Raw genomic sequence first — 20,072 nt, forward strand, 5'->3', positions numbered from 1 at the left:
CCTGTTGTTATTTTTATTACCGATAGGTTACGAGTTTTTGGCATAAAAACAAGCTCAAATGTTAATTTAGGGTTATTTAAATGGATAAGAAGATAAATGAGTAAATTTTTAGATTATATTCGACTTAGTTTTTTTGCTTGTGGATTGCTGCTAGGGGTACAAATTCCGGCCTTTGTAAGCGATTTTGGTCAAGCGCTCAATGCACAATTAATTGAAGCAAGTAACGCAATTTCACCTTTTAAAAATGACGCAGCCATATACTTTAATAACGATTTAAATAAACTAATAAAACACTATAAAAATTTAGGCGATAAAATTGTAGGCAAAGGCGCTGAACATATTAATACCCTTAATATGCGTCAGCAATCGCTCCAGTTAGCGGTTGAGCAATTTAAGCAATCGCCTTATGTTTTTACTCTAACGAGCAACCTAAACGATATTAAGCAACAGGTATGGCAGCGCTTTGAAGGCCAAATAGTGCTAAAAAAAGACTCTATAATAGCAGCAATTATTAGCGCTATTATAATTGCAGTGCTTGCTGAACTACTTGGTTTTTTATTTATATCAGGGTTAAAACGCGGCTACAGTAGATTATTCGCAGCTCAAAAATAGTGATTTCATAAATTCATAAAACACATCTGTTTTACGCGTTGTTAAACTGTTTTGCGGGCGTAAAAACCACACCGGAGCGTCACTTTGCGCCATAACATGCGGCATAACTTCAACAAGCGCACCGCTTTTTAGCTCTTCGCTTATCGCTATTTTAGATTTAATAGCAATACCGTGCCCTGCAATAGCAGCTTGTGTCATGTTATCTGAGTTAGAAATAGTAAAACGCGTTTTTGCATTAAATGTATTTATACCACCGTGCTCATTAAATAACTTAAGTTGCCTTTGCCAAGGTAAGCATACCCAATAATGCTCTTCTAATTGAGCTAGTGTTGTAGGCATACCATGCTTTTTTATATAACTAGGTGCAGCACAAAGTAAACGGCTGTTATTAACTATCTTGCGAGAAAGCAGCCCTGAGTCTGTTAATGTACCTACTCGTATCGCTACATCTTGTGCGTCATCCACTACATTCACAAAATGATCAGTTATTAAAAAATCGAGCTTAAGCTGTGGGTACTTACTCTCAAACTCTGTGAGTTTTGGCATTACATACTTTGAAAAAATCCACGGTGGCATAGTAACGCGCAACAATCCACTTACCGATGAGCTACGTGCACCTATACTATGTTCGGCGTCGTGTAATGCTTCAATTATGGCACCTACACGGCTGTAAAATAATTCACCAGCAGGCGATAACCTTACTCTTCTGCTATCTCTAAAAACTAAAACAGTGGCCAGTTCTCGTTCTAGTTTACTAAGCCTGTGACTTACAGTTGCGGGTGATAGTCGCTGCTCTCGAGCTGCAGCCAATACCCCCTTATTTTCGACCACGGCAATAAAGGTTTCTAAATCACTTAAATTATACATAAGCTAGCTTGGTGATATTTTTCAATGTTTAATATTTTCGAATGAAGCTTTCAGTTTTGCAATGTTTATTTAAATAACTAGAACACACATAATCACACTACATTTAAATTTGAGATTTAATAATGAGTTTAAAAGCGCAAATAGATGCATACAATGTGCAAAAAGAAGCTAAATTACCCGCTGATGTACTCGCATTAATGGACACAACAAATGAAGAGCTTATAGCTCAGCACATTAAAGATAATGCCTTACAAGTTGGTGCAAAGGTAGATAACTTTACCTTGGCAAATCATAACGGTGAAAGTATCGAGCTTAATGATTTATTAAATAAAGGCCCAGTAATTATCAGCTTTTACCGTGGTGGTTGGTGTCCTTATTGTAATTTAGAGTTAAAAGCACTGAACGATTACTTAGCGCAATTTAAAACGCAAAGTGCCCAGTTAATTGCTATTTCACCACAGTTACCCGATGAAACACTCTCAACTACACAAAAAAACGAGCTTGAGTTTGATGTACTTTCAGATGTGAGTAATAAAGTAGCAGAGCGGTTTGGCTTATTGTTTACACTCGATGAGCGTATTCAAGCACTTTATACACAGTTTGGAATTGATTTTGAGCACTACTACGGTGATAAAAGCTTTAAATTACCACTCCCCGCCACATACGTAATTAACCAAGAAGGCGTTATTACTTACGCATTCTTAAACGAAGACTACACCCTGCGTGCAGAGCCTATTGATATTATGGCAGCACTTGAATCGGAGCAAAATTAATGCCTATTTTAAAATCGTTAAAAAACCTTACTCTTTCACTACTTGTAGGCTCAAGCTTGCTTTCTGGCTATGCGGTAGCTGATGGTATGCAAACTCAAGAAAAACCTAAAGTACTTATTTTCGATGTTAACGAAACACTCCTTGATTTAACATCAATGCGTACCTCAATTGGTAAAGCTCTAGGTGGTCGAGAAGATTTATTGCCTCTTTGGTTTTCTACTATGTTGCACCACTCTTTAGTAGATACAGTAAGCGGTAGTTACCACGATTTTGGTCAAATTGGTGTGGCATCGCTAATGATGGTGGCACAAAATAACAATATAGACATAACAAGTGAACAAGCAAAAACAGCCATTGTTACCCCGCTTTTAACACTCCCACCACATAATGATGTTAAAGAAGGTCTGGCAAAACTTAAAGCACAAGGCTATAAGTTAGTAAGCCTTACTAATTCTTCAAACAAAGGTGTTAAGGCACAGTTTGAAAGCGCTGGTTTAATGTCTTACTTTGATGCGCGTTACAGCATTGAAGATATTAAAATATACAAACCAGATTTACGTGCTTACCAGTGGGTACTTAAAAAGTTAAATGTAGCGCCAAATGAAGCAATGATGGTAGCGGCACATGGTTGGGATGTAGCAGGCGCTAAAGAAGCCGGATTACAAACCACGTTTATTGCACGCCCAGGTAAAGCGCTTTACCCACTTGCAAAAAAACCTGATCACGTTGTGAAAGATTTACATGAATTAGTCGCTCTACTTAAGTAAGCACGTTTATACGCTAATTAATCAATACCCGAGCGGCCGATGTTAGGATGACATTGGCCGCTTTTTTATGTTTGATAAATGCTTACGTGAATATGGATAACGCCCAAGAGCAGAGCGCTAATGCTTTACTCAGTTTTTACTTATTTTATATGGGTTTAAGGCCGACAGATTAATAGACCCTAGTAATTTCCCCTTTACAACGCTACTATTTAGCTAAACTAAACTTTGGTTGAAAAGTTACTAACATATTGAACTATAATGATATTTAAATACACTTTCTCGATTCAGTGAGTTTTAGTAAAAACAAAGCGAATTTACCTGTAAATAGTAGCCGTAAATTCTATGTAGATAGCGCCGTAAATAGCTGCTTTGTATGGGTTTACTCGAGTTAGCTAATGCGTAGTGGAGATAGTTATGAAAAGCCAAAGATTAAGCGAATTTGAAGAGTACTTTCAAATAAATGAAAGTATAAGAGTGAATTTATTCGCGGTATCTGATAACCAAGTTCCGAAATCGCAACTTGAACTTGAAGACGACATTCCTCCTCTATTTAGGTTAGCTAATGAGGTCAGTGAGCTTGAGCAAAGTTCTTTACGCCCGCTTAGAAATTTAGGTGATGTTGCGCAAGAACTAGCCGCCTTTTTACAGGCGCAGTCTCGTAAAATTGATTTAATCATGAGCCATATTTTAGCCTCTGAGCAAGCACAAGATAGCGCCATTCAATGTGACAGCTATGGCGGTGGCGGTATTCGCTTTACCTCCCCAGACATTTATTCAATTGGCCAAGCATTCAGAACGAAGCTATTTTTGCACCACGAAGCTTCTGCAGTGTATTGTTATACCGAAGTAGTTGCTGTTGAGAAAAAAGATAATGAACATTATCAATACACTATGCTGTTTACATCAATCAGAACTACCGACCAAGAGCTTGTAGTAAGAGCAAGCTTACACGCCCAAACACGCCAACTAAAAAAACGCCAAGAACTTGAACAAGTTAATGCTGAACCTAACAGTGATAATTAGCTGACATATTTACGTAAAATGCTAAACTAGCGGCACCTTAATTTGTATCAAAATTTCATGAACTTTAGACTTTTACCAGAATGGGCTGAGCAAGATGCAGTAATGCTAACTTGGCCACATAAAGACACCGACTGGGCTGATAATTTAGCACGTGTAGAACCCGTGTATGTTGAACTTGCAAAGCAAATAACACACAAGCAACAGCTTGTAATAGTAGCTCACAGTGAAGCATTAAAAATTAGCATAACAGCGCTACTTAAAAACGCCGCTATTGATTTAAGCCGAGTTCATTTTGTAGTTACCCCTACAAACGATACATGGGCACGCGATCATGGCCCATTAACGTGTGCATCAATAAACAATCCGCTTGAGCTAAACGTGGTTGATTTTACATTTAATGGTTGGGGCAATAAATTTGAGAGCGCGCTTGATAATCAAATTAACAAAAGCTTGGTAAAAGCGCTTGGCGATACAAATAACCAGTATCAAGCAATTGATATGGTGCTTGAAGGCGGTGGTATTGAAATAAACGAACACGGCGTTTTACTTACAACTAGCGAATGTTTACTCAATAAAAACCGTAACCCTGATTTATCAGCTGACGAAATAGAAAGCCTTTTAAAAAGCCATTTAGGCGCTAGCGATTTTTTATGGCTAGAGCATGGCTATTTAGCGGGTGACGACACCGACAGCCACATTGATACCTTAGTGCGTTTTGCGCCTAATAATACACTGGTATATGTAAAGTGTGATGATGAAAATGATGAACATTTTAGCGCCTTAAGCGCGATGGAAAAACAGCTAAAGAGCTTTAAAACAGCAAATAACACCCCATATACTTTAATTGCATTGCCTTGGCCAAAAGCAGCATACGACAATGAGAATACGCGTTTGCCTGCAACCTACGCTAACTATTTAATTATAAATAACGCGGTATTAGTACCTACTTATAACGATATAAATGACGAACTTGCCCTTTCGCAAATTCAAAAAGCGTATCCAACGCATGAAATTATCGGCATTAATTGCCAACCTATTATTGAACAATTTGGCAGTTTGCACTGTATTACCATGCAACTACCTCGTGGATTTTTAGCTGGAGCAGCACAATGACAAGCCCTGCAAAATTAAATGTAGCCTTAGTACAACAATCTAATAGCAATAACGCAGAGCAAAATATGGCAAAATCAATTGCCGGAATTCGCGATGCAGCCAAGCAAGGCGCACAGCTAGTTGTTTTACAGGAGCTGCACCGCAGCCTTTACTTTTGCCAAACTGAAGACGTAGACGTATTTGATTTAGCTGAAACAATTCCGGGCCCAAGTAGTAATACCTTAGGCGAACTTGCCAAAGAGCTTGGAATAGTCATTGTTGCCTCTTTATTTGAAAAACGCGCGACAGGCTTATACCACAATACCGCTATAGTCCTTGAAAAAGACGGCAGCATTGCCGGTAAATACCGAAAAATGCATATTCCTGATGACCCTGGTTTTTACGAGAAATTTTATTTTACCCCAGGTGATTTAGGTTTTGAGCCTATTCAAACCTCTGTAGGTAAATTAGGCGTATTAGTTTGTTGGGATCAATGGTTCCCAGAAGCAGCGCGCTTAATGGCAATGGCTGGTGCTGAAATATTAATTTACCCAACTGCAATTGGCTGGGATCCACGTGATGATAACGATGAACAAACCCGTCAAAAAGATGCATGGGTTATTGTTCAGCGTGCCCACGCTGTTGCCAATGGCGTGCCTGTTATTAGCTGTAACCGAGTAGGCCATGAGAGCGATCCAAGTGCGCAAAGCGAAGGTATTGCATTTTGGGGTAACTCATTTATTGCAGGCCCACAAGGTGAGATATTGGCAGAGGCCAATAACACTGATGAGCAAATTTTAGTGGTAGAACTTGATCAAAAAGCGTCTGAAAACGTAAGACGTATATGGCCGTATTTACGCGACCGTAGAATTGATCATTACCAAGACCTAACAAAAATTTACCGAGACTAAATAATATTATGGCGTTTGAGCAATGGGCAGCCTTGCCTTGGGTAAAATCTCAAAAAGATAAAATTCAATGGGGGCAGCTTAGTGGCAGTGGTTTAAGTATTGCCATTGCTGAGGGCGTAAAACAACAAGATGACTTGGTTTTAATTGTAACGCCTGATACACCCAGTGCTTTACGCCTTGAAACCGAGCTTGAATACCTGTTACCCGCTAATCCGGTCATGGTTTTTCCTGATTGGGAAACTCTGCCCTACGATCATTTCTCCCCGCATCAAGATATAATTTCAGCACGTTTAGCCACACTTAACACCCTTAAAAACGAAAAACAAAGCGTTTTAATTGTGCCTGTATCTACATTAATGCTTCGTACTGCGCCTGCTTCATTTATTTACGGATCTACACTTAATTTTAAAGTAGGCGATAAGCTCGATACTCATAACTTACGTAGCAACTTAGAGCAAGCTGGTTATTTACACGTGCAACAAGTTATGGAGCACGGCGAGTATGCTATTCGCGGCTCTATAGTTGATTTATATCCTATGGGTAGCCCGCACCCATTTAGGCTCGACTTTTTTGATGACGAGCTTGATACCATTCGCTTATTTGATGTAGAAACCCAGCGTTCTGACGAAAAGGTAGATAAAATTGAATTACTTCCTGCTCACGAGTTTCCTACAAACGAAGCTGACGTAGAACGCTTTAGAATAAATTACCGAGAAAAGTTTGGCGCAAGCTCAGAGCAAGACTCTGTTTACATGCAAGTTAGTAAAGGCACTTGGCCGGCAGGTATTGAATACTACATGCCTTTGTTTTTTGAAAAACTCGCCACTATTTTTGATTACTTACCAGATACAACCACAGTAATGCAACTAGGCGATTTAGAGCATGCTGCAGATAACTTTTGGCACGACGTAAATGTACGCTACGAAAACCGCCGAGTAGATCCACTGCGCCCATTATTAGAGCCAACAGAGTTATATCAGCCAATTAATGAGCTATTTTCTAACTTGGGTGAATTTTCTCGTATTCGCTTATCACTTGCCAAACTTGGCACTAAAGCAGGCAATAAAAATCTAAGCGTTAGTGAATTACCAGCCATTCGTATTGATCATAAACAACACGAACCATACGGTGCATTTATAAATTACGTTGCCCAGCAAAAAAAGAATAAAGGCCGTATTTTACTAAGCGTTGAATCAGACGGACGACGAGAATCGCTATTAAGTGTATTAAAACCAAGTGGCATTAAATTTAAAGAGTTTGATACGTTAGAGCAATTTACAAAAAGCGACAGCGACGTAGGTTTAATTGTAAGCCCGCTTGAGCAAAGTGTGGTCCTTGGCACTAAGCCAAGCCTTGCTATTATTACCGAGCAAGAATTATTAGGTATTAAAGTATCGCAGCGTAGGCGTCGTAAACACAAATACGAAGCAAGCCAAGATGCACTTATACGAAACTTAGCCGAGCTTAAAGAGGGTCAACCTATTGTTCACCTAGATCATGGTGTTGGCCGCTACCAAGGGCTACAAACAATAGATGCCGCAGGTGTTATTACCGAGTTTGTAACTATCACCTACGCCAGTGAAGCTAAACTATATGTACCAGTATCAGCGCTGCATATGCTTAGCCGATACTCTGGTGGTGAAGAGGCTAGTGCCCCACTACATAAATTAGGATCAGACGCGTGGGAAAAAGCTAAAAAACGTGCGGCTGAAAAAGTGCGAGACGTAGCTGCAGAGCTTCTTGATATTTATGCTCAGCGACAAGCCAAACCAGGTAACAAATTTACGCTTGATGGACAAACATATCGTCAATTTAGCGACAGTTTCCCTTTTGAAGAAACCGACGATCAGCGCAACGCAATAGAAGCGGTACTTGGCGATATGCAATCAAAACAAGCCATGGACCGATTAGTATGTGGTGATGTAGGGTTTGGTAAAACAGAGGTAGCCATGCGCGCTGCTTTTGTAGCTGTTAACGATAACAAACAAGTTGCTGTATTAGTGCCTACTACCTTGCTTGCACAACAACACTATGAAAACTTTAAAGACCGTTTTGCTGACTTTCCAATTGAAGTGGGTGTGCTTTCACGCTTTAACTCAACCAAGCAGCAAAAAGACACTCTTGAAAAAATGGCTGATGGTAAGTTAGATATAGTTATTGGTACCCATAAACTCATCCAGCAAGACATTAATTTTAGCGACTTAGGTTTGCTAATTGTAGATGAAGAGCATCGCTTTGGTGTTCGCCAAAAAGAAAAAATTAAAGCACTACGTGCTGATGTAGACATACTCACACTAACGGCAACGCCAATACCACGTACTTTGAATATGGCGATGAGTGGTATGCGTGATTTATCTATTATTGCGACCCCGCCAGCTAAGCGATTAGCTGTTAAAACGTTTGTACGCCAACGAGATAGTGATTTAATTCGCGAGGCAGTACTTCGTGAAATTAAACGCGGTGGCCAAGTATACTTTTTACACAACAACGTAGAAACCATTGAACGTGTATCTCAAGAAATTAGCGAATGGGTGCCAGAAGCAAGTGTAACCTCAGCTCACGGGCAAATGCGCGAGCAGGAACTTGAGCAAATAATGGCTGATTTTTATCATCAAAAATACAACGTACTGGTGTGTACCACTATTATCGAAACCGGAATAGATGTACCCACTGCAAACACAATTATTATGGACAGAGCCGATAAGCTTGGGCTTGCTCAGTTACACCAATTACGAGGACGTGTAGGACGAAGCCATCACCAAGCGTATGCTTATTTGTTAACTGGCGATCCTAAATCTTTATCTAAAGATGCATCAAAACGCTTGCAAGCCATAGAGTCACTCGAAGATTTAGGCGCAGGCTTTGCTCTTGCGACTCACGATTTAGAAATACGCGGTGCCGGTGAGTTATTAGGTGACGATCAATCAGGGCAAATGCAAACAATTGGTTTTAGTTTGTACATGGAAATGCTTGAACAAGCCGTAAATGCGTTACGTGAAGGCAAAGAGCCAACCCTTGAAAACCTATTACAAAAACAAACAGAAGTAGATTTAAAACTCCCTGCATTACTACCCGATGACTACATTCACGATGTTAATGCGCGTCTTGGCATGTACAAGCGCGTAGCAAGTTGTGCTAGTCTTGCTGATATGGATGAATTACAAGTAGAGCTAATAGACCGCTTTGGCTTACTGCCTGACGCTGCTAAAAACCTATTTATTTTGCAACAACTTAAAATGCAAGCGAGTAATTTAGGTATAACAAAAATTGAAGCAAACCCTAAAGGGGGCTACTTTGAGTTTAGTCAAAACACGAAGGTTAACCCTAGCTTCATCATTGGCTTGATACAAAGTGCACCTAAGGTGTACAAAATGGATGGCGCAAATAAACTGCGCTTCGCAATTAGTGAAGCTAACGCTCGCGAACGCTTAAAAATGGTCACTGCAATGATTGCAGATTTCGAAAAAAAGGTTAGCCATTAATGTTGCTAAAAAAATCGCTTATTGTTCTATGTTGCTTATTTAGCAGCACTGCATTTGCAGAACGTTGGTTTGAAGTAGAAGTACTGGTATTTAAGCAGCGCCCTGCTCCATACTTACAAGAAGACTTTACACTTAAACATGACACTATTGAAGATAAAAACAGCCTAGATTTAATGACACCTCTTTATACAGAGCAAGCAATGCAAGCTTGTATAGATGGCGACGCGCGTTTTAAAAAGCACTCTTTTACTGATTCATTAGTTAACTCAAACCCGCAATCTGGTGTATGCGACGACAGCACTGATTACATGCAAAGCTACGATGAATTACCTGTAACGCCACAAGTAGCAGCACAGGATCATATGCAGCAAACCTATTTGTTAGCACCTGAACAATTACAGTTTAAAACTCAATTGCGTCAGCTCGACAGAAAAGGGTTAACACCTATTTTGCATACCGGATGGCGCTTTGAAGGCGCCAGTAAGTCACGAGCACCGAGCATGCATTTAATAGCTGGAAAACATATTAAAAGTGATAATAATGTTATTCCAAGCTATTCAAATCCTGACTTTGTAAGCTTATTAAATACGCAACCTGAGCTTTTCGACGACCCTGACAAGGCAAATGTTGAATGGGAGCTAGATGGTTTATTTAAAATACATTTACGACATTATTTATACATTACAGCTAATTTTGATATTAGCCAAAAGCTAGAAAACGGCGATATAGAATCAGCCCGCTTTTCGCAGTTTAGACGTGTAATAAGTGGCGAAGTACATTACTTTGATCACCCTCGAATGGGCATGATTGTCCAAATTAGAAAATTTAAACATTAATATTTAGCAGGATATAACAATGAAAAAATTCCTTATCATCGCAGCTACCTTGAGCCTTGCAGCGTGTTCTAAAGTAAATCTAGAAAGCTATGAAAAAATTAAAGTAGGCATGGACAAAACTGAAGTAGAAGCCATTTTAGGCAGTGCTGATAACTGTGTTGAAAAAACACTGCACACAAACTGTGTATGGGGCGACGAATCTAAAAATATCGAAATTACACTTGTTTCAGACAAAGTGACGTTATATAGCAAACATGGTTTAGCTAACTAAGTAACGCTTAAATAATTAAAAAAGGGGGATAGATTTCATCTATCCCCCTTTTTTAATGTATGCCTATAAACCTATTTTTTAGAGTAAATAAGTTCTATATTTATGATTTTACTGCGGTTTAGCGTTATTTTATAGCGCTGGTAAAGCTTTTTATCTTCCTCAGTTAATACTAGTACCATATTTAACTGATAACGCCGCTCTACCCCTTGTTTAGATATTTTATTACTATCTAAATGGTATAACTTACCTTCACCACGTTTTAAATAACGCGCAAATGGCGCTAAATTAAACTGCAATGTTTGCTGTAGCGTATCGTACCCTGGTAGAAACTCTTTTGCGCTTACTCGTGTTTCGCTTGCAAAGTGCAGCCACTGCGCTGCTTGCTTATTTTGCTGGCGACGCTTTGAAAATATTGATTTAACTTCTTGCGGAATTTTTTTAAATCGAACATATTCTAGCCAAATAAATTGGCTGGCTATTTTATCTTTACTTATACTGTTTTTAAAACTAAAGCGCCATTTAGGGCGACCGCGAACAATAGCTCGCCAAATTACCCGTGTTATATCCTCTTTAAATATTTCACGTAGCCCGTAAATAACCCCTAGAATTAATATTAGCGTGGCTGTTACTTCAGTAAAGGTTGAGCGTGCGTTTAGTATTACCACCATTACAAATGCCATGATAACCGCAGTCACCGTGCCTTTAACTAAACGTTTAAGGTAGCTATTAAGAAACCGTGTTTGGCGCTGTAAAATAACGCCATGCTCTATTAGACGTTGTAACAGGCGCATTTTATTGGTTATACGATTTGCGTCTTGTAATGTGGTTTCGGAGTTATAGTTTTTCTCTCCACGGTAACTATTCTCGTTTTTACAAAATTGCAGTAGATCATTACGTTCTTTTGCAAAATCGCTACTACGTGGACCTTCATCTAATAGCTTTAAAAATGACTGCTCAACATGCCAGCTTAAGTAGTTATCAGCATTAGTAAAAAATGGGATCAGTTTTTCATCATCAGGTGTGTAACGCCTAAGCTTTTTAAGTAATCCTTCACTTTGGCCAAATAACTCGATAGCTCGCTGGAAAAAATCTTCAACATCTTCAATTTTAAGCGCGTCTCGTATATCAGCATCCAGCGCTAGACGAACCTGGTAGCAAAACAAATTAAGGTTTTGGCGGTAATCTTGTTGCTCACCTTTGTTTTTACTAACAAAACGGCTTCTTACTAAGGGTAAGTGAATGTTGTTAGCGTTATACGCTAAGTGCGATTTAAAGTGGTTATTAAAGTAAGATTCTTCAGTGAGAGTTTGCGGGTTAATACCCATTTCATTGGGTATAGAAAAATACAGATCAATACGCTGCTCAGCACGCGGGTTGAGCTCTGGTTCAATGACAAAAGATAAGTTTTCGTCTTGCTTTAACAATCAGTTCTCCTTCTAATAATGGTATTAAGTGTACTTGTCTCCTTTGCTTTGTTCAATAAAAAAGGCCCAGTAAAAACTGAGCCTTAATACGATTAATGTGCTAATTAAAACTTAACGTTTACACCAGCAAATACACGACGACCAAGTACATCGTATGTGTACGGGTCAGTGTTAGAATCGTTGTTACCTGAGTAGTATGGTGGTTGCTTATCAAATAAGTTATTTACACCAGCAGTCAACGATACCATTTCACTGATAAAGTAAGAACCACTTACATCATGGTAAACAACAGATGGTGTTGTTGGTGCATAACATGTAGATTCTTTACCTAGACAGCTGTAGCTATCCATTCCAGCAATGTAACGTGCTTTGTAGTTAGCAGACCAAACATCACCTTTAACATCTAACTCAAAGTTTGCTTTAACGTCAGCATAACCACCAATACCAGAAGTGATTAAACCAGCGTAATCAATGCTTGATTCGATAACATCAACAGTGTATTCGTCAAGGTAAGTAACATCTAATGACGTGTTCCAAGCAAGACCAGCTAAATCAAATTTGTAATTTAAGTTTAAGTCATAACCTTTTGTTTGCTCATAACCTACGTTTTGTAGTTGGTTATTAAACGAGATACGACCAGTGCTTTGGTTAAAATCAATATTTGCTGAACTACAAAGTGCTGTTGATTGATTAGCTAAAGAGCCATCTGATGCAAGACATGAGTCAACAATGTATTGGTTATTTACTGTTGCAATAGCGTTTTCAATTTCAATGTCGTAGTAATCTAACGTCATTGAGAAGCCATCAAACCACTCTGGTTCGTAAACTACACCAACAGTAACTGTATCAGCTAACTCAGGTGTTAATTGGTCATTACCGCCCACTGTAACTTCAGCTTGATCTTGTGCACCTGTAAAGCTAACTTGCTCGTAAGATGGAGAATCACCTGAGTATAACTCAGCAACTGTAGGAGCACGGAAAGCTGTAGAGCGAACACCACGAAGCATTAGTTCGTCGTTTACGCGCCAAGTTAAACCAAGTTTCCACGTTTCATCAGAACCAAATGTGCTGTAGTCAAAAGCACGGATCGCAGCGCTTAATTCTACATTCTGTGCTAGGTAAGCATCAGCAACTAAAGGAATAGCAAGTTCAAGGTATGCTTCGTTTACATCAAAACGACCGCTTGTTGCATCAACACGTGGGTCATTCGCAAGACCTTGTGAAGTGATAGAATCTGGTGTGTACCATGCTTTTTCTTCACGACGCTCAAGACCTGCTGCAAAACCTACAAAGCCCGCTGGTACTTCCATTAACTCACCAGAAAGCGCAGCTGTAATCATAAACAATTGACTACCACCTGAGTTTTGCTCGGTGTAAACATAGTCACTAAAGCTGCTGCTTGACCATGAAGCTTGTGAAAGAGGGTTAAAGTTACCAGCTTCAATTTCGCTTTGAATTGAACCCATGTTGTGAAGGTTGCTTAAGCGATCCACTGAGTCATTACGACCAAAAATAACTGATGTATCCCACTCTAAGCCATTATCTAAATAACCTGCAGCACCGATTACAGAACGAACTGTATCAACTACTTGAGATGAGTCACGTGTACCAGTGTCTACCATACGGCGGCCGTAAGAAACTTCATCACCGTAGTTAATGTTTTGGTCGATTAAAGAATCACCCATCCATTCAGCGTAGTCAAAGTCGAACCATACTGGTTGAGGCGCTAATTGCTGCTCTGACCAACGTTTCGAGTATGTAAACTCAGAGTATAAACGCGTGTCATCAGTTAAATCAAAGCTACCAATACCTGTAAGGTTTAAACGACGCATTGGCGTGTATAAGTAGCTAGATTGCGAATAGTTGTAAGCGTCAATAGTACCAAAGTCGTGCCAACCATTATCAGCTTGACCTTGCAAAGATTCATCACCTGACCAAACATGGCCATTAGGCGTATAAGAAGAACCAGAACAGTATGGAGCACTGCCATCGCCATCTTCAGTTAATGGACAGTCAGAGAAACTACGATCTGCCTGAGAAGCATCGCCACGGTCTGTGTACTGTAAACCGATTACAACGTTACCACGACCGAAGTTACCACCCATTGTGATATCAAAAGACGTTTCATCTGCATCACCTTCAGTAGTGATTGCTGATTTAACGTTAAGGTCTAAGCCTTCAAAATCATCTTTTAAGATAATATTTACAACACCTGCAACAGCATCCGTACCATAAACAGCAGATGCGCCATCTTTAAGTACTTCAATGTGCTTGATCATAGATACCGGAATAGTATTCAAATCAACGGTAGAAGCAGCACCTGTACCTGAGTTGATCATACGACGGCCGTTTACAAGTACTAAAGTACGTTGTGAACCTAAACCACGTAAATCAATTGATGCATTACCACCAGACCCATTATTAATACCTGGGTTAGTCATTGCGCCGCCTGTAGCGGTCATTTTTTGTAGTACAGAGTCTACTGATACAGCGCCTGAAGCAGTGATATCGTCAGCACCGATAATAGTAACTGGGCTAGCGGTTTCCATATCTGCGCGCTTAATGCGAGAACCCGTTACTTGAATTTTTTCGATTGCTTGTGCTGAGTCTTCAGCAGCTAGAACTTGCACACTTGAGAACATTGGGAATGCTGCAATTACAGCTAAACCAAGAGTTGACTTTTTCATGAATAAACCCTACTTGTTGGAAATTTACCTTAATTGGTAATGCTCACTTTTTATTAGAATAGTGAGTCAGGTGGGCAACTTAGGCGCTTTTAACTGAATGAAAACTTAACAGCAGCTCATTTTATATCACACAACAAAATAGAATAACCATTTTCGGTACATAGGTTACATTATGTTTCAGTGTTAATTAATAAATACAGATTAAAATCAATACTATAAATAAATATAGAAACATTATAAACACAGCTGAAACCAAAGTGATTCACTTTGTAATTAAATGTAATTACTTGAGTTTTGTACCAAAAACAGACAAATTAACAACTTGATCACAGCACATTATTAAAAGCGTAAAACTAAATGTTAATTACTAACCATATTTATGCATAGTTACCGGCTAAATAGTCTTAATTAGTTACTTACAAAGGAATTTTGGATTTGTTTTTTGTTCAGCGGCAATTAAAAATTGAACTTTTTAGAGTTACTTTTACAGCGAGTGAGAATTGTAGAGATTTTAATCTCGCACTGAGCTTTAATGATCTGAATAGAATAAAGCTCGTACAGTATAGTGAAGATTAAATTTAGTAAGTGACATAAAAATAATAGTTGAGAGTATCAATTTGTGATGTGGTGGTGTTTTTTACTATTAGCTCTAAATTCCATAGCATGTTTTTTTCTGAACAAATTCCAACCATCGTATTACTTTGCCATAAGTCATTATGCTTTTTAAAAAATTGCGGAATATAACCCATATACATAGTGATCCCTTTTAGCTTGGCATCTTCAATTTGTATGTTTGCAGGTAAGTCGCTAAAAATAGTGAATGGAGTTTCTGGTGAAAGGTTTTTCTCGCTTAACCATACTTTAACACCGTTCGAAAAAGTACATGGTAAATTAGCTTCACATTTGGCGTTTTTAAGTAATTTGACGTCTGAATTTTTAGAAAAATCACACGCTGTTAATAAAAAAATCAACGCAGTAAATAAACTTAACCTATATATAAGCATAACAATGTCGCAGCAAAGAAAAGCAAATACTAATAATCACGACTATAAATAACAAGTGTGAGTGTTACTATTAGAGCAAATTAGGCACAAACTGTATCAAAAAATAAACAACAAGCTCACAAAGTTTGATTGATGTCATAATTTTATGTAATTGACCTATCTTTTTTAGGCCAAAAAATTTATCATTTCACCCGCAAAAAATAAGGGTTTCTCGAGTTTGTTTTCTGAAGCATTCAGGCTTTGAACGTTTTAGGTAACACGCTTGAGAAAAATAGTAGGCCCCACTTTTTTAAAGTGGGTAATTCATTTCTAAACGCATTTATTGCAGCGGAAGCCAGAAAATGAGCCAAACAGTAGCATCACAAACTGAGTATAACTATAAAGTTGTACGCCAATTCGCTATTATGACAGTGATTTGGGGCATCGTTGGCATGAGTATTGGGGTTCTGATTGCTGCCCAATTAGCTTGGCCAGCACTTAACTTTGATACACCATGGTTAACATACTCTCGACTACGTCCGTTACACACGAACGCAGTAATTTTCGCATTTGGTACCAGTGCACTTTTTGCGACGTCTTATTACGTCGTTCAACGTACTTGTCAAACGCGTCTTTTCTCAGACAAACTTGCCGCATTCTCTTTTTGGGGATGGCAGCTTGTAATTGTATTAGCCGTAATTACACTACCACTAGGTATTACTAGCTCTAAAGAATATGCAGAGCTTGAGTGGCCAATCGATATTTTAATCGCGGTAGTATGGATAGTTTACGCAGTGGTATTTTTTGGTACGCTGATCAAACGTAAAGTATCTCATATATACGTTGCTAACTGGTTTTACGCTGGCTTTATCATTACTGTTGCAGTGCTTCACATTGTAAACAGCATGGCAGTGCCTGTATCGTTAACTAAATCATACTCTATCTACGCAGGTGCAGTAGATGCAATGGTTCAGTGGTGGTACGGTCATAACGCTGTAGGTTTCCTACTAACTGCTGGTTTCTTAGGTATGATGTATTACTTTGTACCAAAACAAGCAGGTCGCCCAGTTTATTCTTACCGTTTATCGGTTGTTCACTTTTGGGCACTTATTTCATTATACATTTGGGCAGGTCCTCACCACCTTCATTACACTGCGCTACCTGATTGGACGCAAAGTTTAGGTATGGTGATGTCTATTATCTTATTCGTTCCATCTTGGGGTGGTATGATTAACGGTATTATGACGCTTTCAGGCGCTTGGCATAAGCTTCGCACCGACCCAGTACTTCGTTTCTTAGTTGTTTCATTGTCTTTCTACGGTATGTCTACGTTTGAAGGTCCAATGATGGCAATTAAATCTGTAAACGCGTTATCTCACTACACAGATTGGACAATCGGCCATGTACACTCAGGTGCACTAGGTTGGGTTGCTATGATCTCAATTGGTGCTATTTACCACCTTATCCCTGCGTTATTCGCACAAGGTCGTATGTACAGCGTTAAATTGGTTAACACCCACTTCTGGTTACACACGGTAGGTGTTGTACTTTACATTGTTGCAATGTGGATCTCAGGCGTTATGCAAGGTCTAATGTGGCGTGCAGTTAACTCTGACGGTACATTAATGTACAGCTTTGTTCAGTCTTTAGAAGCGTCGCATCCTTTCTACATTATGCGCTTTGTAGGCGGTGTATTCATCGTAACAGGTATGTTAGTTATGGCTTATAACGTTTTCCGTACAATTTCAGCTGAAAAAGAATCACTGAAGTTAGACGCGCAAGCACAATTAGCATAACGGAGTGAGATGATGAGCAATAAAAATTCACAAAATAAACATGAAATAGTAGAAAAGAACGTTGGCCTAATGGCTATTCTGACTGTTTTTGCTATTAGTTTTGGTGCATTAGTTGAAATTACTCCGCTAATGTTCCAAGACGATACGACTAAACCTGTTGAAGGCCTGCGCCCACTTAACGCGCTTGAAATGGAAGGCCGAGACATTTATGTACGTGAAGGTTGTTACAACTGTCACTCACAAATGATCCGCCCTTTTCGCGATGAAGTTGAGCGTTATGGTCACTACTCTGTAGCTGGCGAGTCAGTATGGGATCACCCTTTCCAATGGGGTTCTAAACGTACTGGCCCTGACCTTGCTCGTGTAGGTAAACGTTACTCGGACGATTGGCATTATGCTCACTTAGTTGACCCACGTGCCGTGGTTCCTGAGTCGAACATGCCAGGTTTTCCTTGGTTAGCAGAGACAACGGTTGATACCAGCCTAACTCTGAAAAAACTACAAATTTTCCGTGATACTTTTGCTATCAACCCTGAAAACCCAAAACACCCGGGGTTAGGTTATGGCAGCGACGAAGAGCTTCAAGCAGATGTTGAAAAAGTTAACGCTATGAATAACGGCGAAGGCGCAACAGAAATGCAAGCCTTGATCGCGTATTTACAGCAACTTGGCACCCACTTGAAGTAAAAAATTATGGATTACGGAACATACAGAGGCATTTTGACTCTGGTAATTTTAGTATTGTTTATTGTGATTGTTGTATGGGCATACAGCAAACGTAGCAAAAATCGTTTTGATAACGCTGCTAATGCCATTTTTGAAGATGAAAAAAAACATAACAACACACTCTCTAACGAGGAAAAGGAGTCTGAAAAATGACTAGCTTTTGGAGTATTTGGGTTATTGTTTTAACCCTAGCCTGTTTAATTATCATCTTTAGCTTATTAGTTTGGAACCTTAAAAACTATGTTGCAGTTAAAGAAGGTGAAGATTGTGGGCATGAATATGACGGTATTACAGAGCTGAACAATCCACTACCAAAATGGTGGACGTACATGTTCTTTGCAACATTTGTTTGGTCTGTATATTACCTTGCAGCTTACCCAGGTTTAGGTAACTGGGAAGGTTTAGGTAAATGGACTAGCTCTAATCAGGGTATTACGTCTTTAGCTGAATCTAAAAAAGCAGTTGCGGATGCTAAAGAAGAAGGCCGTTTTGTTAAACTTGATAAAGAGTACGAAGCTGCACAAGAACGTTTTGGTCCAATTTTCAACAAACTTGCACAAGTACCCGTTTTAGATTTAGTTAATTCTAAATTTGAAGGTGATGCAGCGCAGCAAGTTGCCCTTGAAAATGGTGATAAACACGAGCAAACAGATGGTCAATTAGCACTTGAGATTGGTCAGCGTTTATTTTCGCAAAACTGTGCTCAGTGTCATGGCTCTGATGCTCGTGGTGGAACTGGCTTCCCTAACCTAACTGATAAAGATTGGTTATACGGTGGCTCACCTGACAAAATTAAAGAAACACTTCTTTATGGTCGTATAGCTGCAATGCCTTCTTGGGGTGCTGCACTTGGTGAGCAAGGCGTAAAAGAAATGACGGCTCATGTTCTTAGCTTATCTGGTCGTACTGTTAACCAAAAAGATGCAGCCGCTGGCGCCGCTAAGTTTGCCATGTGTGCAGCGTGTCACGGTGCTGATGGTAAAGGGTCTGTTGCACATAACTTACCGTTTGGTGCACCTAACCTAACAGATAACATTTGGTTATATGGTGGCTCTCAACGCGCTGTTGAAGAAACGCTTAACCATGGCCGCGCCGGTGTTATGCCAGCATGGAAAGACATTTTAGGTGAAGATAAAATTCACTTGTTAACTGCGTATGTTTACAGCTTATCGCAAGATAAATAAACATTGAGTTAACCAATAATTAATCTTTTTATTTCAATAGATTAATCCAGATCAAAAAAGCCTCCAGTCGGAGGCTTTTTTTTAGTCTTTTACAAATATTTGCTATAAAATAACCCCACCTAAACTAATTTCAGAGCAACTATGCAACCTACTCCGTGGTATAAAAATTTTTGGCCTTGGTTTTTAATCTTTTTTCCGCTCGCGGCCATTATTGGGTGCATAACATTAATTATTACTGCTGTGGGCAATGGCCCAGACATGGTGGTAGATGATTACTACAAAAAAGGTAAAGCTATAAATTTAGAGCTTACTAAGTTTGAAAAAGCCAAAGCACTCTTTTTACACGGTGAGCTTAATGTTACTGATGAACGCGTTAGTTTTAAATTTACTAAAGGCGATTATAGTAATGTACCTGCACTAAAATTATCATTTTATCATCGTACCATCAAAGCCCATGACTTTGCCGCCACATTAACTCCAAATGCTAATAAAGAATTTACAGCCCTACTCGAAAACTATACACCGGGCGCCTACTCTGTGTTTATAGAGCCTATAGATGGCAGCTGGAAGTTAAAAGAAAACATCACACTTCCTACAGAGCAGCCTCTGTTAGTAACGCCTAATTATAAGTAGTAGTA

18 protein-coding genes are annotated in these 20,072 nt (G+C 39.3%); 14 read left to right on the forward strand and 4 right to left on the reverse strand.

Features of this window, described 5'->3' with window-relative positions:
• Positions 1 to 96: 96 nt before the first annotated feature.
• The gene (locus CWC11_RS18875; protein ID WP_138683925.1) at positions 97 to 612 is read left to right on the forward strand and encodes a DUF2937 family protein; all 516 of its coding nucleotides are present in this window, start codon (positions 97 to 99) and stop codon (positions 610 to 612) included.
• Here the strand turns inward: CWC11_RS18875 and CWC11_RS18880 are convergent.
• Positions 592 to 1,479, reverse strand: coding sequence for a LysR family transcriptional regulator (locus CWC11_RS18880; RefSeq protein ID WP_138683926.1), 888 nt, complete (start codon positions 1,477 to 1,479; stop codon positions 592 to 594). The genes CWC11_RS18875 and CWC11_RS18880 overlap by 21 nt on opposite strands.
• Positions 1,480 to 1,601: 122 nt before the next feature.
• Here CWC11_RS18880 and CWC11_RS18885 point away from each other — a divergent pair, with 122 nt between their 5' ends.
• From CWC11_RS18885 to CWC11_RS18920, 8 genes are all read left to right on the forward strand, one after another.
• Positions 1,602 to 2,252 (forward strand): peroxiredoxin-like family protein, encoded by a 651-nt coding sequence (locus CWC11_RS18885; protein ID WP_138683927.1) that lies wholly within the window; start codon positions 1,602 to 1,604, stop codon positions 2,250 to 2,252.
• A complete protein-coding gene (locus CWC11_RS18890) occupies positions 2,252 to 3,019 on the forward strand; it encodes a haloacid dehalogenase type II (RefSeq protein ID WP_138683928.1) in 768 nt (255 codons plus the stop codon). The genes CWC11_RS18885 and CWC11_RS18890 overlap by 1 nt, the downstream gene beginning before the upstream one ends.
• A gap of 414 nt (positions 3,020 to 3,433) precedes the next feature.
• On the forward strand, positions 3,434 to 4,042 hold the full coding sequence (locus CWC11_RS18895; protein WP_138683929.1) for a PilZ domain-containing protein: 609 nt from the start codon (positions 3,434 to 3,436) through the stop codon (positions 4,040 to 4,042).
• 57 nt (positions 4,043 to 4,099) lie between these two features.
• The gene (locus CWC11_RS18900; RefSeq protein WP_138683930.1) at positions 4,100 to 5,155 is read left to right on the forward strand and encodes an agmatine deiminase family protein; all 1,056 of its coding nucleotides are present in this window, start codon (positions 4,100 to 4,102) and stop codon (positions 5,153 to 5,155) included.
• The gene (locus CWC11_RS18905; RefSeq protein WP_138683931.1) at positions 5,152 to 6,045 is read left to right on the forward strand and encodes a carbon-nitrogen hydrolase; all 894 of its coding nucleotides are present in this window, start codon (positions 5,152 to 5,154) and stop codon (positions 6,043 to 6,045) included. Before CWC11_RS18900 ends, CWC11_RS18905 begins: the two co-directional genes overlap by 4 nt.
• 8 nt (positions 6,046 to 6,053) lie before the next feature.
• Entirely contained in the window at positions 6,054 to 9,527 is a 3,474-nt protein-coding gene (gene mfd / locus CWC11_RS18910; protein WP_138683932.1) for a transcription-repair coupling factor, read from the forward strand.
• Positions 9,527 to 10,363, forward strand: coding sequence for a peptidoglycan binding protein CsiV (locus CWC11_RS18915; RefSeq protein ID WP_138683933.1), 837 nt, complete (start codon positions 9,527 to 9,529; stop codon positions 10,361 to 10,363). The genes mfd and CWC11_RS18915 overlap by 1 nt, the downstream gene beginning before the upstream one ends.
• Before the next feature lie 19 nt (positions 10,364 to 10,382).
• Positions 10,383 to 10,634 carry a hypothetical protein gene (locus CWC11_RS18920; protein WP_058549684.1) on the forward strand — a complete coding sequence of 84 codons (252 nt, stop codon included), beginning with the start codon at positions 10,383 to 10,385 and terminating at the stop codon, positions 10,632 to 10,634.
• A gap of 71 nt (positions 10,635 to 10,705) precedes the next feature.
• On the opposite strand, the gene CWC11_RS18925 is transcribed toward CWC11_RS18920, so the two are convergent.
• The 3 genes from CWC11_RS18925 to CWC11_RS18935 all read right to left on the reverse strand — a co-directional run bounded on the left by CWC11_RS18925 (position 10,706) and on the right by CWC11_RS18935 (position 15,749).
• Positions 10,706 to 12,058 (reverse strand): hypothetical protein, encoded by a 1,353-nt coding sequence (locus tag CWC11_RS18925; RefSeq protein ID WP_058549683.1) that lies wholly within the window; start codon positions 12,056 to 12,058, stop codon positions 10,706 to 10,708.
• A 104-nt stretch (positions 12,059 to 12,162) separates the two neighbouring features.
• Positions 12,163 to 14,745: a TonB-dependent receptor gene (locus tag CWC11_RS18930; RefSeq protein WP_138683934.1), complete on the reverse strand. Its 2,583-nt coding sequence runs from the start codon at positions 14,743 to 14,745 to the stop codon at positions 12,163 to 12,165.
• A 578-nt stretch (positions 14,746 to 15,323) separates the two neighbouring features.
• Positions 15,324 to 15,749 carry a hypothetical protein gene (locus CWC11_RS18935; protein WP_138683935.1) on the reverse strand — a complete coding sequence of 142 codons (426 nt, stop codon included), beginning with the start codon at positions 15,747 to 15,749 and terminating at the stop codon, positions 15,324 to 15,326.
• 341 nt (positions 15,750 to 16,090) lie between these two features.
• On the opposite strand from CWC11_RS18935, the gene ccoN reads away from it, so the two are divergent.
• The 5 genes from ccoN (at position 16,091) to CWC11_RS18960 (ending at position 20,067) form a co-directional block, all read left to right on the forward strand.
• Positions 16,091 to 17,524, forward strand: coding sequence for a cytochrome-c oxidase, cbb3-type subunit I (gene ccoN, locus CWC11_RS18940; RefSeq protein ID WP_064386483.1), 1,434 nt, complete (start codon positions 16,091 to 16,093; stop codon positions 17,522 to 17,524).
• A gap of 12 nt (positions 17,525 to 17,536) precedes the next feature.
• Entirely contained in the window at positions 17,537 to 18,211 is a 675-nt protein-coding gene (gene ccoO, locus CWC11_RS18945; RefSeq protein ID WP_058549800.1) for a cytochrome-c oxidase, cbb3-type subunit II, read from the forward strand.
• A gap of 6 nt (positions 18,212 to 18,217) precedes the next feature.
• Positions 18,218 to 18,403 carry a CcoQ/FixQ family Cbb3-type cytochrome c oxidase assembly chaperone gene (locus tag CWC11_RS18950; protein WP_058549679.1) on the forward strand — a complete coding sequence of 62 codons (186 nt, stop codon included), beginning with the start codon at positions 18,218 to 18,220 and terminating at the stop codon, positions 18,401 to 18,403.
• Positions 18,400 to 19,434 carry a cytochrome-c oxidase, cbb3-type subunit III gene (gene ccoP / locus CWC11_RS18955; protein ID WP_138683936.1) on the forward strand — a complete coding sequence of 345 codons (1,035 nt, stop codon included), beginning with the start codon at positions 18,400 to 18,402 and terminating at the stop codon, positions 19,432 to 19,434. Before CWC11_RS18950 ends, ccoP begins: the two co-directional genes overlap by 4 nt.
• Before the next feature lie 141 nt (positions 19,435 to 19,575).
• A complete protein-coding gene (locus CWC11_RS18960) occupies positions 19,576 to 20,067 on the forward strand; it encodes a FixH family protein (protein ID WP_058549677.1) in 492 nt (163 codons plus the stop codon).
• Positions 20,068 to 20,072 lie beyond the last annotated feature (5 nt).

This window comes from Pseudoalteromonas sp. S3178 (assembly GCF_005886985.1).
Taxonomy (GTDB): Bacteria; Pseudomonadota; Gammaproteobacteria; order Enterobacterales; family Alteromonadaceae; genus Pseudoalteromonas; species Pseudoalteromonas carrageenovora.

What these genes read in the sequence shown, in the direction of transcription:
- CWC11_RS18875 (WP_138683925.1), top strand. Translation starts at nt 97, where the DNA reads ATGAGTAAATTTTTAGATTATATTCGACTTAGTTTTTTTGCTTGTGGA.
- CWC11_RS18880 (WP_138683926.1), bottom strand. Translation starts at nt 1,479, where the DNA reads ATGTATAATTTAAGTGATTTAGAAACCTTTATTGCCGTGGTCGAAAAT.
- CWC11_RS18885 (WP_138683927.1), top strand. Translation starts at nt 1,602, where the DNA reads ATGAGTTTAAAAGCGCAAATAGATGCATACAATGTGCAAAAAGAAGCT.
- CWC11_RS18890 (WP_138683928.1), top strand. Translation starts at nt 2,252, where the DNA reads ATGCCTATTTTAAAATCGTTAAAAAACCTTACTCTTTCACTACTTGTA.
- CWC11_RS18895 (WP_138683929.1), top strand. Translation starts at nt 3,434, where the DNA reads ATGAAAAGCCAAAGATTAAGCGAATTTGAAGAGTACTTTCAAATAAAT.
- CWC11_RS18900 (WP_138683930.1), top strand. Translation starts at nt 4,100, where the DNA reads ATGAACTTTAGACTTTTACCAGAATGGGCTGAGCAAGATGCAGTAATG.
- CWC11_RS18905 (WP_138683931.1), top strand. Translation starts at nt 5,152, where the DNA reads ATGACAAGCCCTGCAAAATTAAATGTAGCCTTAGTACAACAATCTAAT.
- mfd (WP_138683932.1), top strand. Translation starts at nt 6,054, where the DNA reads ATGGCGTTTGAGCAATGGGCAGCCTTGCCTTGGGTAAAATCTCAAAAA.
- CWC11_RS18915 (WP_138683933.1), top strand. Translation starts at nt 9,527, where the DNA reads ATGTTGCTAAAAAAATCGCTTATTGTTCTATGTTGCTTATTTAGCAGC.
- CWC11_RS18920 (WP_058549684.1), top strand. Translation starts at nt 10,383, where the DNA reads ATGAAAAAATTCCTTATCATCGCAGCTACCTTGAGCCTTGCAGCGTGT.
- CWC11_RS18930 (WP_138683934.1), bottom strand. Translation starts at nt 14,745, where the DNA reads ATGAAAAAGTCAACTCTTGGTTTAGCTGTAATTGCAGCATTCCCAATG.
- CWC11_RS18935 (WP_138683935.1), bottom strand. Translation starts at nt 15,749, where the DNA reads ATGCTTATATATAGGTTAAGTTTATTTACTGCGTTGATTTTTTTATTA.
- ccoN (WP_064386483.1), top strand. Translation starts at nt 16,091, where the DNA reads ATGAGCCAAACAGTAGCATCACAAACTGAGTATAACTATAAAGTTGTA.
- ccoO (WP_058549800.1), top strand. Translation starts at nt 17,537, where the DNA reads ATGAGCAATAAAAATTCACAAAATAAACATGAAATAGTAGAAAAGAAC.
- CWC11_RS18950 (WP_058549679.1), top strand. Translation starts at nt 18,218, where the DNA reads ATGGATTACGGAACATACAGAGGCATTTTGACTCTGGTAATTTTAGTA.
- ccoP (WP_138683936.1), top strand. Translation starts at nt 18,400, where the DNA reads ATGACTAGCTTTTGGAGTATTTGGGTTATTGTTTTAACCCTAGCCTGT.
- CWC11_RS18960 (WP_058549677.1), top strand. Translation starts at nt 19,576, where the DNA reads ATGCAACCTACTCCGTGGTATAAAAATTTTTGGCCTTGGTTTTTAATC.